General features: G+C 58.0%; 17 protein-coding genes and 2 pseudogenes. 15 read left to right on the top strand and 4 right to left on the bottom strand.

The features are described 5' to 3' along the window. The coding region (locus AC221Y_RS11705) for a PQQ-like beta-propeller repeat protein (protein ID WP_486707370.1) at positions 1–693 on the top strand (693 nt) is incomplete at its 5' end. Positions 694–744: 51 nt separating this feature from the next. Next, on the top strand, positions 745–2,211 hold the full coding sequence (gene der, locus AC221Y_RS11700; protein WP_299750430.1) for a ribosome biogenesis GTPase Der: 1,467 nt from the start codon (positions 745–747) through the stop codon (positions 2,209–2,211). A gap of 4 nt (positions 2,212–2,215) precedes the next feature. Here the strand turns inward: der and AC221Y_RS11695 are convergent, their stop codons facing one another. Then, the gene (locus AC221Y_RS11695; protein WP_486707369.1) at positions 2,216–2,944 is read right to left on the bottom strand and encodes a hypothetical protein; all 729 of its coding nucleotides are present in this window, start codon (positions 2,942–2,944) and stop codon (positions 2,216–2,218) included. Between the two features lie 257 nt (positions 2,945–3,201). Between AC221Y_RS11695 and AC221Y_RS11690 the strand changes: the two genes are divergently transcribed. Further along, positions 3,202–3,387: a hypothetical protein gene (locus AC221Y_RS11690; RefSeq protein ID WP_486707368.1), complete on the top strand. Its 186-nt coding sequence runs from the start codon at positions 3,202–3,204 to the stop codon at positions 3,385–3,387. Further along, positions 3,342–3,563: pseudogene (gene tnpA / locus AC221Y_RS11685) on the top strand (IS200/IS605 family transposase); the annotation flags it as partial. The gene AC221Y_RS11690 and the pseudogene tnpA, both read left to right, overlap by 46 nt. A gap of 26 nt (positions 3,564–3,589) precedes the next feature. Here tnpA and AC221Y_RS11680 read toward each other — a convergent pair. The 3 genes from AC221Y_RS11680 to serS all read right to left on the bottom strand — a co-directional run bounded on the left by AC221Y_RS11680 (position 3,590) and on the right by serS (position 6,024). Then, complete coding sequence (locus AC221Y_RS11680; RefSeq protein WP_486707367.1) at positions 3,590–3,769, bottom strand: hypothetical protein; 180 nt, start codon at positions 3,767–3,769, stop codon at positions 3,590–3,592. A gap of 413 nt (positions 3,770–4,182) precedes the next feature. Then, positions 4,183–4,518, bottom strand: coding sequence for a glycosyltransferase family 2 protein (locus AC221Y_RS11675; RefSeq protein ID WP_486707366.1), 336 nt, complete (start codon positions 4,516–4,518; stop codon positions 4,183–4,185). A gap of 216 nt (positions 4,519–4,734) precedes the next feature. After that, positions 4,735–6,024 carry a serine--tRNA ligase gene (gene serS, locus AC221Y_RS11670; RefSeq protein WP_299751678.1) on the bottom strand — a complete coding sequence of 430 codons (1,290 nt, stop codon included), beginning with the start codon at positions 6,022–6,024 and terminating at the stop codon, positions 4,735–4,737. A gap of 180 nt (positions 6,025–6,204) precedes the next feature. Between serS and alaE the strand changes: the two are divergent. The 11 genes and pseudogenes from alaE to AC221Y_RS11615 all read left to right on the top strand — a co-directional run. Beyond that, positions 6,205–6,561, top strand: a pseudogene (alaE, locus tag AC221Y_RS11665) (L-alanine exporter AlaE); the annotation flags it as partial. 145 nt (positions 6,562–6,706) lie between these two features. Continuing rightward, complete coding sequence (yajC, locus tag AC221Y_RS11660) at positions 6,707–7,033, top strand: preprotein translocase subunit YajC (protein ID WP_299751680.1); 327 nt, start codon at positions 6,707–6,709, stop codon at positions 7,031–7,033. A 9-nt stretch (positions 7,034–7,042) separates the two neighbouring features. Next, positions 7,043–8,707, top strand: a complete 1,665-nt coding sequence (gene secD, locus AC221Y_RS11655) for a protein translocase subunit SecD (protein ID WP_299751683.1) — start codon at positions 7,043–7,045, stop codon at positions 8,705–8,707. A gap of 4 nt (positions 8,708–8,711) precedes the next feature. Next, entirely contained in the window at positions 8,712–9,695 is a 984-nt protein-coding gene (gene secF / locus AC221Y_RS11650; RefSeq protein WP_486707365.1) for a protein translocase subunit SecF, read from the top strand. Further along, entirely contained in the window at positions 9,688–10,440 is a 753-nt protein-coding gene (locus tag AC221Y_RS11645; RefSeq protein WP_486707364.1) for a TSUP family transporter, read from the top strand. Before secF ends, AC221Y_RS11645 begins: the two co-directional genes overlap by 8 nt. A gap of 13 nt (positions 10,441–10,453) precedes the next feature. Further along, on the top strand, positions 10,454–10,807 hold the full coding sequence (locus AC221Y_RS11640) for an Mth938-like domain-containing protein (RefSeq protein ID WP_486707363.1): 354 nt from the start codon (positions 10,454–10,456) through the stop codon (positions 10,805–10,807). Positions 10,808–10,909: 102 nt separating this feature from the next. Then, positions 10,910–11,533, top strand: a complete 624-nt coding sequence (gene ccmA / locus AC221Y_RS11635; RefSeq protein ID WP_486707362.1) for a heme ABC exporter ATP-binding protein CcmA — start codon at positions 10,910–10,912, stop codon at positions 11,531–11,533. Continuing rightward, complete coding sequence (gene ccmB, locus AC221Y_RS11630) at positions 11,530–12,186, top strand: heme exporter protein CcmB (RefSeq protein ID WP_299751833.1); 657 nt, start codon at positions 11,530–11,532, stop codon at positions 12,184–12,186. The genes ccmA and ccmB overlap by 4 nt, the downstream gene beginning before the upstream one ends. Positions 12,187–12,241: 55 nt before the next feature. Next, complete coding sequence (locus tag AC221Y_RS11625) at positions 12,242–12,970, top strand: heme ABC transporter permease (RefSeq protein ID WP_486707361.1); 729 nt, start codon at positions 12,242–12,244, stop codon at positions 12,968–12,970. After that, on the top strand, positions 12,970–13,119 hold the full coding sequence (gene ccmD / locus AC221Y_RS11620) for a heme exporter protein CcmD (protein ID WP_486707360.1): 150 nt from the start codon (positions 12,970–12,972) through the stop codon (positions 13,117–13,119). The genes AC221Y_RS11625 and ccmD overlap by 1 nt, the downstream gene beginning before the upstream one ends. Beyond that, a complete protein-coding gene (locus AC221Y_RS11615) occupies positions 13,116–13,652 on the top strand; it encodes a DsbE family thiol:disulfide interchange protein (RefSeq protein ID WP_299751827.1) in 537 nt (178 codons plus the stop codon). Before ccmD ends, AC221Y_RS11615 begins: the two co-directional genes overlap by 4 nt. The last annotated feature ends 109 nt before the right edge of the window (positions 13,653–13,761 follow it).

The raw sequence follows: 13,761 nt of genomic DNA, 5'->3' as shown, positions 1-13,761 counted from the left end.
TGGGCGATTGATGCTGCAAACGGCCGTATTCTTTGGGAAGTTTTGGGGCGTAAAGGTGTGTCGGCGCTTGTTGGTGGTCCGGGGCCTTCTGTCGCTGGCCCAATAGTGGTGTTCCCGTTTGCGTCGGGGCAGATGGTGGCAGCTGGAACAAGTACCGGCGCGCAGGTCTGGGCCGCAAGCGTGGCCGGGCAAGATATCAGCCGTGCATTTTCTGCCGTTGGCGATTTGAGCGGCGCGCCAGTTGTGGACACAACGCGTCTTTATGCGGGCAGTCATGCAGGGCGCGTTGCGGCAATATCGCTTGCCTCAGGGCAGGCGGAGTGGACGGCGCGGGTCGGGGCGTTGAACCCGATTTGGCTTGGCGGTAATTCGCTGTTTTTTGTGACGCCGGAGAACGTGCTGACGCGGCTTGATGCGGCGACGGGGCAGCAGATCTGGTCGGTAGAGTTGCCCTTGTTTGAGGCTCGCCGCGCCAGCCGATCGAAGTCGACATTCGTGCATTACGGGCCGGTCGTGGCAGGTGGTCGGTTGATTGTGGCGTCTGATGACGGGGTTTTGCGCGAGTTTGATCCGGTGACCGGAGCCGTCTTGCGCGAGACGGACCTTGGTCGCGGCGCGGCGCGCAATCCGGTGGTTGCGGGTGGTGTTTTGTACCTTGTGACCGACAACGGACAGATCCGCGCTTTTCGCTGATCGTTTAAGCGTGTAAGAGCGCAATCTTACGTTACTTTTGGGCAGGACCCCATGTCATTTACATTGGCCATCGTCGGGCGACCGAATGTCGGAAAATCTACTCTTTTCAATCGGTTGGTTGGAAGGCGGATTGCTTTGGTGGATGATCAGCCAGGGGTGACTCGGGATTTGCGCGAAGGGGCGGCACGCCTTGGAGAGTTGCGGTTTACCGTGATTGATACTGCGGGACTTGAGGATGCGACGGACGACAGCCTGCCCGGACGGATGCGCAAACTAACTGAGCGGGCCGTGGAAATGGCGGACGCTTGTTTGTTTATGATCGATGCACGAGTTGGAGTGTTGCCGGACGATGAGGTGTTTGCGGATATCCTGCGCAAGAAATCGGCGCATGTGATTTTGGCGGCGAACAAGGCCGAGGGCCGCGCTGGTGAAGGCGGGCTTATCGAGGCGTATTCGCTTGGATTGGGCGAGCCGGTGCGGATGTCGGCAGAGCACGGCGAGGGGATGCCAGAGCTGTTGGAGTTTCTGCGCCCGGTTGCCGAAGAAGGCGAAAAGGCCCAGGCGGCGGTGGAAGAAGCGGCACCGTTGACCAACGTTGATGTCGATGAAGACGCATCGGACGAGATCCGGATGCCGACGATCGCCCGGCCATTGCAGGTTGCGGTTGTGGGGCGTCCGAATTCTGGAAAATCAACGCTGATCAATCAGTTGCTGGGCGAAGATCGCCTTTTGACGGGTCCTGAAGCCGGGATTACGCGGGATGCGATTTCGCTTCCGCTTGATTGGGACGGGATGCCGACGCGCATTTTTGACACGGCGGGCATGCGTAAAAAGGCACGGGTTCAGGAGAAGCTTGAAAAATTGTCGGTAGCCGATGGTTTGCGGGCGGTTAAATACGCGGAAGTGGTGATCGTGCTGTTGGATGCGGCGATCCCATTCGAGCAACAGGATTTGCGGATTGCTGATCTGGCCGAGCGCGAGGGGCGCGCGGTAGTAGTCGCCGTGAACAAGTGGGACGTGGAAGAGAACAAGCAGGAAAAACTGCGGGATTTGAGGGAATCGTTTGAGCGGCTGTTGCCTCAGCTGCGCGGCGCGCCTTTGGTCACGGTATCGGCGAAAACCGGACGCGGCATGGATCGTCTGCGCGAGGCTGTTGAACAAGCTTACATCACGTGGAATGCGCGTGTGGTGACGTCAAAACTGAACCGTTGGCTGTCTGGTATGATTGAAGCACATCCACCGCCCGCACCGGGTGGGCGGCGCATTAAGCTTCGCTACATGACGCAAGCGAAGACCCGGCCACCGGGGTTTGTCGTTATGGCGTCTAACCCCGAGAAGTTATCGGATTCGTATAAACGTTACCTTGTCAATGGGTTACGGGTCGACTTTGATATGCCAGGAACGCCGATCCGGCTTTGGTTTCGCAGTCAGGCAGACCAGAACCCCTACAAGAATAAGAAGAAGTCGACGCCTTCGCGGCTGCGAAAGCACCTTGGAAAGCCATCCCTGAAAGAGTGACCTTTTACGCCTGCACGCCCGTTTCGGCTTTGCGGATGACGGAAACGAAAAGCGTTGCAAGCGTAACGGCTCCTATGGCCGCAAGGGCTGCGATCATCGGTATTGTCGTCATGTTTTGCACGACCAGGCCGATCAACGCCCATGCGACGGCAAAGACGTATGTGCCGGGCGCTTTTCGGGTCAGGATCATAATCATAGCGATGACGAAAACGATCGATATGGTAATGACCGCCCAAGTGACCTGACTGAATGCCACGCCGTAGCCCGCACCCAAAAGTGCGACCGAGACGCTGCTGGCAGCCGTTAGCCAGCCCGCATAGAGGCCAATTGGTGCGCGCAGAAGCCACCGGTCGTTCTGGGGCGTTCGCAACAGGGCGATAAGCGCGGTGACCAGCATTGCCCAGATCAGGACAGTGGCCCAGATGGGGCTGACTTCCGCCACGGGAAGCCAGATTGCTCCTATTGCGAGCGAGATGAGAAGCGGCGGGCGCGTGGCGGTCCAGTCAGGATCATCAGCCCGTGCGAAAAGGCCAAAGCCGGTCGAGGCAAGGAGCCAGAGGTAGATCGGTCCCCAGATCGCGAATGCGTAGCCCGCGGGTTGGGCCGGAGGGCTGTCTTGCGGCACCGGGTAGGCGTTTGGATCAAAGCCGTCAAATGAGATGATGAACGGCCCCCCCGCGAAGGCGATGGCGGCGGTGAACACAAGGATGGCGTAGGCGCGGTATGAAATCATGTCTTTTAAGTGGGGCGCGAGGGCAATCTGGCAAGGGCTTGCTGCTTTTGCCGGTTTGGGTCGGCGGGCGCGCGCTTTCGGCGGGTTTGTGCATTGGCCTCGGCTGAACGGCGCGGTTGGTTTGGGGGGGCGCGAAATGGCCGGAGACTCACAAGGGGCGTCTGGACGGTTGTGACGGGTGAGTTTGACCCCTCATATCGGTGTCGAAGCTTCATCCGCCTGTCGGCGGGACCGCCATTCAATCAGGAGAGATTCGGATGAGAATTATTTCGATTTTAGCTGCTTGTGCGATGTTTGGCAGCGCGGTCTGGGCACAAGCTGCGGTTGAGGACAGCGATGGAGACGGCATATATTCGATGGAAGATGGCGCGGTCGATGAAGAAGAGCTTGCTGCGGCGACCATGTGCATATGTTCGTGTCGGTGCCACCGAAACTTGCGGTGAGCCACCTTATGCGGTTGATGAAAGGGCGCTCGTCGCACAAGGTACAGCGGGAATTTCCGCAATTGAAGAAACGCTACTGGGGCTGCCACTTTTGGGGCCGCGGCGACTTTTCGACAACCAACGATACTCTCACCGAAGACATCGTACTGCAGTACCTCGAGCGATCATATCGCTGATGCTACCGGCATCAGATGGTAGTCGTTCAGTCGTTCTTAGGGTCGCCGCCGGCGCCTTTCGCCGGCGACGGCTTTTTCTGTTCCACAGCGATGTTCATGATTTCCGCACGCCGGGCGCGGTAGTCGGGATTCGCGTTCAGCGCGTCGATCCGTACTTGGTGGGCGGCGTTGCAGGCGTTGTGGAGGGGCATGAGTTTTTTTGTCATCCACGAAGTCTTTGTCGGCAGCGCGCGCGAGGGACTGGCCCTTTGAAATGTCCATATTTCGGTGCGAGTTGCGATTGCGGTGCCGGGAATACGCATTTGAGACTTGTTTGTCTTTGATGACGCCATCGCCACGCCTTGACGAGGAAGCTGTTGATCGAGCGCAACGGGTAGTGCTTAAGTGAAATGAGGTCGCGTTTTTCACGCCAATGATACCGTTTTTCTTTGGATCCTCAGCACGCTCTGTGATGCGATTGCCTGCGCCGTCAGGCCAGACGGCGTCGGTTGCCTAGGGTTCAAGGTCGGGGTGGTGGTTTCGGATTTTCTCAACGCGTGGCGACAGGCGGGGCATATAAGTAACGCCGATGTTGGCGTGCCAACGTCCCGGTCGCGGGGTGTCGTGGGCTGGAAAAAGGTCAGTGACCCAACCCGGTTGGAAGGCCTCGTGGTGATTTTTGCCCTAGTTCAGTTCGCAGATCGACAAAACGTCGAAGGGATCGAGGTTTGCCAAAAAGGCTTTGAAGCGTGCCGTCGCCTGTGCGGATGTTTACAAACTCGTCGACATCAATTGGGAGCATGAAATCGGCTGCGCGAAACACCGGCATGGTCTGGACGAAGCTGAGGGCAGCCGGTTGGGAGTAGCTACGTCCAAAAAGGCTGCCGGGGTTGGGCAGCAGGGTGAGGTCGCCGCGCGCGTCGAGATGATCTAGAAGTGTGTCGGTTCCATCGGTGCAATCATTTAAAAAAGACAACGAAATCTGTGACGCTGAGGGCCCTGTGTCACGCGAGCCAGTCCAGGATGAACGGGCCTTCGTCCTTCATGCAGCTCGCCAGCAGGACGCGCGGATGGGGCGGGGGCCATGGGATGTTCAATTGAACGCCTTGGCTACATTGCGTGTCGAGCATCCGGGGATGCTTCGGCTTTTCGGGAAGTTTCCGCGAAGCCGGAGCGGGGGGCAATGGGGCGATCAGGCGAGGTCGCCGTCCGGTGTGATCCGGGATTTGCCACCGAGCCATGGGCCAAGCCCTTGTGGCAGAACCACGCCGCCGTCCTCGGTTTGACCGTTTTCAAGGACCGCGATCAGGCAGCGACCAACCGCGAGGCCCGATCCGTTCAGGGTGTGAAGGAACTGCGGTTTGCCGTCTTCGCCGCGAAAACGCGCATTCATGCGGCGGGCCTGGAACGCGCCACAGGTCGAGACGGACGAGATCTCGCGGTAGGTGTCTTGCCCCGGCAGCCAGACTTCGATGTCGTGGGTGCGCCGTGCGCCAAAGCCCATATCGCCGGTGCACAGGATCATCGTGCGATAGGCGAGGCCGAGGGCTTCTAGGATGCCTTCGGCGCAACGGGTCATGCGGGCGTGTTCGTCTTCGGATTTATCCGGGTGCGTGATCGAGACCATTTCGACTTTTTCGAACTGGTGTTGGCGCAACATGCCAGAGGTGTCGCGTCCTGCGCTACCGGCTTCCGAGCGGAAACAGTTGGTGTGGGCGACATATCGGCGGGGGAGATAGTCCGCGCTGAGAACCTCGCCTGCGACAATATTGGTGAGCGAGACTTCGGAGGTCGGGATAAGCCACATGCCTTCGCGGGTCTGATAGCTGTCCTCGGCGAATTTCGGCAGTTGATTGGTGCCATACATTGCCTCATCGCGCACGAGGATGGGCGGGATGACTTCGATCAGGCCGTTTTCCGTGGTGTGTGTGTCGAGCATGAATTGCGCGAGGGCGCGGTGCACGCGGGCGACGGCACCGGACATGACGACAAAGCGGCTGCCGGATAGTTTGGCGGCCGTTTCGAAATCCATACCGCCTTTCACACCTTTGATTTCAAAGTGTTCTTTCGCCGAAAAGTCGAACGCAGGCGGCGTGCCCCAACGGTGAAGTTCGACATTGTCGTTTTCGTCCTTGCCCTCGGGGACGTTGTCATACGGCAGGTTTGGCAGCGACATCAGGATGTCGCGCAGCTTGGCGTCAAGGTCCTTGGCGGTCTGTTCTTGCTCCGCCGTCGCCTTTTTCTTGTCTGCAACTTCAGCGCGCAGACGCTCGAATTTCTCGGTGTCGCCTGCGGCTTTGGCCGCGCCGATTTCTTTGGCGGCTGCGTTGCCTTCGGCTTTCATCGCTTCAGCCGCCTGAATGGCCGTGCGGCGCGCTTCATCGGCGACCAAGATGCTCGACGACGCGTCCGAAATCCCGAGCCTGGTCATGGCGGCGTCGAAGGTGCTTGGGTTTTCGCGAATTGCGCGGATGTCGTGCATCTGTCCTCTCCTTTGAGGGTTGGTTCAGGATGCGCGCTATATGGCGGATTTTTTGACTCGTGCAAATGGGGTTTTGCGGCGGGCTACCGGGGATTGATTGCATCGCGCGGATCAGCGACAGGTAAAGGATGTGTAAAGCGGTTGTCGATACATTGACCTCGATCGTATTTTTTCACGACCGTTGCGGCGTTCTCTGATTTGAATATCGCGGGGATGGCGCCGGGAGAGGAGTTGATTACGCGGCTGATCGTGGTGCCGATGATGATTGTTGCGGTGCGGCCGTACGGCATTCACCGTGATTGGATGTTTGCAAAGACGATCTCAACGGTTGGGTGGCGCCGTAGGCTTATGGATGTGGTGGCGTTCCTGACGTTCCAATTGCCGGTCTATGCCGTGACGCTTATTGTGTCGGGGGAATCTTTTGTGCAAATTGCGACCCTGCTTCTTACGATCGCGGTTTTGATGGTCGTCTTGAGCCGTCCTTTCGGGCTGTATCTTGAGCGGGTGCGAGGTTGGTTTGGGGTTGCAGAGGTGTGAAGTTTTTTTGAAGCACGGGTTTCAACTTAATTTCATCGTGACAACCGCCTGCCCGTTGCTTGCCAACCATACTGCCCCTAGGTAGGGTGCGCGCCAAGCTTAAACGGGACCACTACGCGGCCCAACAAAGACAAGGAAAATCTAGATGTTCGTTACGCCTGCATATGCGCAAGCGGCTGCCGGTGGCGGGGATGTATTTACGTCTCTCGTTATCCCGATGGTGCTTATTTTCGGTATCATGTACTTCCTCCTGATCCGCCCGCAGCAAAAGAAGCTGAAAGAGCATACGGGCATGGTCGAAGCGCTGCGTCGTGGTGATCAGGTCGTGACCGCCGGCGGGATCGTCGGCAAGGTGACCAAGGTGCGCGACGACGCCGAGATCGAGATCGAGATTGCAACCGGCGTCAGCGTTCGGGTCATTAAGCATACGATTACACAGGTCCGGTCTAAAACCGAACCCGCGAATACTTAAGGGTTTTTCATGCTTCAGATCGCCGCTTGGAAGCGATTTGCCATTTGGGCGGTTTGCCTGCTTGGCATGCTTCTCGCGTTCCCGAACGGATTTTATTCTCGTGTGGAACAGCACAATGACGCCATGGCCGAAATAGAAGCGCTTGGGTCTACGCCTGAGCGTGAAGAGGCGGCCGGATCGTGGCCGTCGTTCTTGCCATCCACACTGGTCAATCTGGGGCTTGATTTACGCGGAGGCGCACATCTTCTGGCCGAGGTGCAGGTTGCGGACGTCTATACCGAGCGCATGGACGGCTATTGGCTTGGGGCGCGCGACGCCCTTGTGACGATCCGCGATCAGGTCGGATTTGTGGAACGCGTCGAAGATGCGCCAGCGGGCGAGTTGCACGTGCGGATTTCGCAGGCCGAGGCACTCCCGGCCGCTTTGACGGCGGTGCGGGCTTTGGCGCAGCCGGTTGCCTCATTGACCGGGGTCGGGGCGACAGACATTTCGGTGTCGGGGCGTGGCAATACAATTATTATAACCTTGTCGGCGGAAGAGAAGGCAGCGACGGACAGTCGCACGATACAGCAATCGCTGGAGATCATTCGCCGCCGGGTCGACGAGGTTGGCACGCGCGAGCCGACGATCCAGCGGCAGGGTGCGGACCGCATTTTGATCCAGGTGCCGGGGATTGGCTCGGCTGAAGAGCTGAAGGCGCTGATCGGGACGACGGCGAGGCTGACCTTCCATCCGGTTATCCAACAGACCAGCAATGCCGATGTTCAGCCCGGACCGGGTGAGATAATCGTGCAGGATCTCGACGACACGTCGCTTTATTACATTTTGGAGCGTCAGGCGGTTGTCACGGGCGACGATCTTGTTGATGCGCAACCTGGTTTTGATCAGAATGGTTTGCCGTCGGTGACGTTCCGGTTCAACCCGTCGGGAGCCCGTGTTTTTGGCCAGTATACGACTGAAAACACCGGCGCGCCGTTCGCGATTGTTCTTGATGATCAGGTGATTACGGCACCCCGCATCAACGAGCCGATCACTGGCGGGTCGGGGCAGATCACCGGGAACTTCACTGTCGATAGCTCGACGCAACTGGCTATTTTGTTGCGCGCGGGTGCTTTGCCTGCTGAGATGACTTTCCTCGAAGAGCGCACAATCGGGCCTGAGTTGGGACAGGATTCGATTGAAGCCGGGCGCATTGCGTCGCTGATCGCTTTTGCTGCGGTTTTGGTCTTTATGACGTTATCCTACGGCCTTTTTGGGGTTTTCGCGAATATTTCCTTGCTGTTGAATGTTGGGCTTTTGTTCGGAATTTTAAGCTTATTGGGCGCGACGCTGACGTTGCCGGGGATCGCGGGGATCGTGTTGACCATCGGCATGGCTGTTGATGCCAACGTGTTGGTGTTCGAGCGAATACGCGAGGAATTGAAGACCGCAAAGGGGCCGAGCCGGGCGATTGAGCTTGGCTACGAGAAGGCTTTGAGCGCTATATTTGACGCCAACATCACCACGTTCATGACGGCGATGATCCTGTTTGCTTTGGGGTCGGGGCCGGTGAAGGGTTTTGCGGTGACGTTGATGATCGGAATTGCGACGTCGGTGTTTACGGCGATTTTTGTGACGCGCTTGATTGTCGTCATGTGGTTTGAGCGGAAACGTCCGCGAACAATCGAGGTTTAAGATCATGAGATTGAGACTTGTTCCCGCAGAGACAAACTATGATTTTTTCCGCTATCGCTATGTGACGATAGGGGCTTCGGTTGTTGCCTTCATTGCGTCGATCATCTTGTGGCTGACCGTCGGTCTGAACTTCGGCATTGATTTCCGGGGCGGCACAACCATCCGGACCGAGGCCGTGCAGCCCGTCGATGTGGGCGCTTACCGCGATGCGGTTGAGGCGCTGCAACTTGGAGACGTGGCGATAAGTCAGGTGTTCGATCCGACGTTTCGCGATGATCAAAACGTATCAATGGTCCGTATTCAGGCGCAGGACGGTCAGGAAAGCGTGACCGGCACAGTGATCGTAGAGGTAGAAGCCGCGTTGAAATTGGTTGATCCGACTCTGAAGTTTACATCCGTAGAAAGCGTCGGCCCGAAGGTGTCGGGAGAGTTGATCCGCACGGCGTTGCTTGCTGTGGCGGGAGCACTTGTGGCGATCCTGATCTATATCTGGTTGCGGTTCGAGTGGCAGTTTTCTGTCGGCGCGGTTGCGGCGCTTTTTCACGATGTAATCCTGACGATTGGTATATTCAGCCTGCTTCAGATCCGGTTTGATCTGGCAACGATTGCGGCGATTCTGACGATTGTTGGGTACTCGATCAACGACACGGTGGTGATCTTTGACCGCCTTCGAGAAAACTTGCGGAAATTTAAGACGACGCCGTTGCAGGAGATCATGAACAAGTCGGTGAACGAGACACTGAGCCGGACGTTGATGACATCGGGCACGACCCTGATTGCGCTGATTGCACTTTTGGTTCTAGGCGGAGACGTCATCCGGGGCTTCGTTTTCGCGATCACCTGGGGCGTGATCGTCGGGACTTATTCTTCGGTCTATATCGCCAAGAACGTCGTGTTGTTTCTTGGCGTAAAGCGCGATTGGTCGAAGCCGGACGGTGGGTCTGGCGGCGGCGGGGCTGGTACGCAATTCGCCAATATAGATGCCTGAAAGCTTCGCGGCGACGCTTGCCACGGAGGGGCTTCTTTTTCTAAGCATCGGCGCGTTTCTGGCGGGCATTGTGCGCGGGTTCACGGGCTTTGGCACTGCGATGGTGTTCATGCCGATAGCCGCGCAGTTTCTGGGGCCGTTTGGGGCGTTGACCACGATGCTGGTCATGGACCTTGTCGCCCCCTTGATGCATGTGCCGCGCGCGATGCGTGATGGTCAGCCAAGCGACGTTTTGCGGCTTGGGGCCGGGGCGGTTTTTGCCGTGCCCATGGGCGTGTTTTTGTTGACTTTGATCGAGCCTGTCACGTTCCGTTGGGGCGTGTCACTGACAGTCTTAGTGCTGTTGGTTTTGTTGGTGGCAGGGGTGCGCTACCGCGGCGTTTTGAGCAAGCGATTGATCTATGTCGCGGGCGGGTTCGGCGGTCTATTGGCGGGGTCTGTCGGGTTGCCGGGGCCTCCGGTGATTATGCTGTATATGGCGTCGACCTTGCCGGTATCGGCGGTGCGGGCGAATTTAACGCTTTATCTGATTGTGGCTGATCTGATCCTTGTTACGGTGCTGTGGTATGGTGGATTTCTGGTGGTCTCGACCCTGGCGCTTGGCGTTTTGATGATTGCGCCCTATCTGGCGGGAAATTGGGCCGGCGCGATAATGTTTCGGCCCGAAGCAGAGCGAATTTATCGGTGGGTGGCCTATGTAATTATCGTATGCGCGGCGATTTCGGGGCTACCGATCTGGGAGTGAGCGAGGGTATCAAATGCGACTGAATGAAGTCACGTTCAACGATGCGGTGCCGGTTGACGGCTATGGCCCGGGGTTTTTTCGCCTTGGCGGAAAGGTGCATGACGCACCCGTAGCGGTGCTGCCAAGCGGCGTCGCGGCATGGGGCGGTTTTGAGGACACATCCGCCTTGGTGGCGGCGGCTTCGGACATTGATTTCCTGCTTGTCGGCACTGGCGCGCATATCGCCCACGTACCTGATGCGTTTCGCGCCGCCCTTGAAGCAGTGGGTATTGGCGTCGAGAATATGGCGACACCGCAGGCCTGTCGGACCTACAATGTATTGCTTGGTGAGGGGCGGCGCGTTGGTGTGGTGCTTTTGGGTATCTGAGGGTTTCTGGCCTCCGGCGGAGGTATTTTCAAAGGGGGAAATGGGGGCTGCGGTCTTGTCCGGCGTGGACATTGGCCGAGGCTTGGGCCATGCCTGTTTGTTATGAATAAGCCGTTGCTGAGAGTATCCGAGGTGGCCTGCGCGCGGGGCGGATTGACCGTGCTGGAGGGCATCTCGTTTGATGTTCATGCGGGAACGGCTTTGATTTTGCGGGGGCCGAACGGGTCGGGAAAGACGACGCTGTTGCGTACGCTTGCGGGATTGCAAACGGCCGTTGCAGGCGAGGTTTCGGTAGCCGATGAGACCATAGCTTATGCGGGACACGCGGATGGGTTGAAGGGCACTTTGACCGTCGCCGAGAACCTGTCGTTTTGGGCGTCTTTGTTCGGGTTCGGTGCGATCACACCAGCTTTGGGAGCCTTTGAGTTGAGCGGATTGTCGGATCGCGCCGCACAATCTTTGTCGGCGGGTCAAAAGCGGCGGCTTGGGTTGGCGCGCATGTTGGTGACGGGGCGGCCGGTTTGGCTGTTGGATGAGCCGACGGTGTCCTTGGATGTGTCGGCGGTTGCGCTGTTCGGGGAGGCTGTGAAGCGGCATCTGGCCGGCGGCGGCGTCGCGGTGATTGCAACGCACATTGATCTTGGAATCGAGGCTGAGGTTCTGGACTTGAGGACTTTCCGGGCGGTTGCGCCACGCGGCGGTGCTTTTGATGAGGCCTTCATATGAAGGGGCTTTTGCAACGCGATCTGAGGTTGGCGATCCGCGCTGGCGGCGGGTTTGGGCTTGCCTTGGCGTTCTTCCTGATCGTTGTGATTCTTGTGCCATTTGGGGTTGGGCCGTCTGCGGATGTGCTGGCACCGATTGCGCCGGGGGTGTTGTGGCTTGGCGCGCTTCTGGCTTGTCTGCTGTCGCTGGATCGGATTTTCGCGACGGATTATGAGGATGGATCGCTTGAGTTTCTTGCGACCGCCCCGGTGCCTTTGGAGGGTGTTGTTGCGGTGAAGGCTTTGGCGCATTGGCTGACAACGGGGCTGCCTTTGACGCTTGCAGCCCCTGTGTTTGGGGTATTTTTGAACCTGCCGTCTGGGGGCTATGGCTGGCTTGTGGCTTCGCTTGCTTTGGGGACCCCGGCGTTAAGCATGATCGGGGCGTTCGGGGCGGCTTTGACTGTCGGGTTGAAGCGGGGCGGGCTTCTACTGTCGCTTTTGGTGTTGCCGCTATACATTCCGACGTTGATATTCGGGGCTGACACGGTGCGACGCGGGGTGGACGGGCTTGAGGCTGGGACGTCGTTAATACTTATGACCGGAATCACGCTTGGGACGCTGGCGTTATTGCCGTTTGCGGGGGCGGCCGCGCTCCGCGTCAATCTGCGTTAGGGCGCTGACGGTGTCGTGTCTTGTGGGTCTTGAACGTCCAGACTAGGTAGGAAATATGTCGTTTTGGGAATACGCAAATCCACGCCGATTTATGGCCTTCACCGACCGGGTGATGGGGCCTGCGTTTGTGTTGGCGGGCATGGCGTTGTCATTTGGATTGGTGTGGGGGTTCTTCTTTACGCCAAACGATTTTCGGCAAGGGTCGACCGTTAAGATTATTTACCTTCATGTGCCGTCGGCGTTCATGGCGATTAACATCTGGGTGATGATGCTGGTCACGTCGCTTGTTTGGCTGATCCGCCGACATCACGTTTCGGCACTCGCGGCAAAGGCCGCGGCGCCTGTCGGGGTGACGATGACGTTGATCGCTTTGATGACAGGCGCGATCTGGGGGCAGCCGATGTGGGGGACGTTTTGGGTGTGGGATCCGCGGCTGACATCGTTCCTGATCCTGTTTCTGTTTTACCTTGGTTATATAGCGCTTTGGTCGGCGATTGATGACCCGGATACGGCTGCGGATTTGACATCTGTGCTTTGTCTGGTGGGGTCTGTTTTTGCGTTTTTGTCGCGATATGCCGTGAACTTCTGGAACCAGGGTTTGCATCAGGGGGCGTCGCTGTCTTTGGATAAAGAAGAGAACATTTCGGATGTGTTCTGGCTTCCGCTTGTTGTCTGTCTCGCCGGTTTTATCTTTTTGTTTCTTGCACTTGTGCTGTTGCGTACGCGGAGCGAAATTCGCAAACGGCGTGTGCATGCCATCACTGTGCGGGAGCGTGCTGCCTGATGCCTGATCTTGGGACATATGCGGTCGAAGTGAGCCTTGCCTATGGGGTGTCGATCGCGCTTTTGGTGGGGGTCGTGGCGTTAAGTGTGGTACAGGCGCGGCGCATTAAGCGGGCGTTGGACGAAGCCGAAGCGCGGCGGAAGAAATGAAGCGCATTCCGCCTTTGGCTCTGTTGCCGCCGGTAATTTTTGCGGGCCTTGCGGGGTTGTTTCTTGGTGGCATGTTTCGCATGGATCCGGATGCGTTGCCGTCGACTTTGGTTGGCCAGCCTGCGCCCGCTGTCGAGGTTACGCCCTTGCCGGGGCTGGTGCCGTTCACCCGGGCCATGCTGGAAGAGCCCGGGCCGAAATTGGTTAATTTCTGGGCCAGCTGGTGCGCGCCGTGCCGTGTGGAGCATCCACAGTTGATGGCGCTTCAGGACGAAGGGCTTGCGATCTACGGCGTAAACTACAAGGACGATGCCGGCAAGGCGCGAGCGTTTCTGGCAGAACTTGGCGACCCTTTTGAAGGGGTTGGCGGCGATGATGCAGGGCGTATGGCGATTGAATGGGGCGTCTACGGTGTGCCCGAGACGTTTGTTCTTGATAGCGATGGCACCGTGTTGCTGCGGTTTGCAGGTCCGGTGACAGATGTGATTTTGGAAAAGCGAATTCGTCCGGCGCTTGCTCAGGCAGCCGAGTAATCTTCGTTAACACGAAACGTCGCGTCGATTTAGGAACCGAACAGCCAGATAGCCATAAGGACCAAAAGCGCGGCTCCTTCCATTGGCGGTACTGATGCTGGAAATGCCC

The organism is Boseongicola sp. (assembly GCF_057460485.1).
The sequence above is the reverse complement of the archived record's forward strand: the minus strand, read 5'-3'. Positions and strand labels throughout refer to the sequence as shown.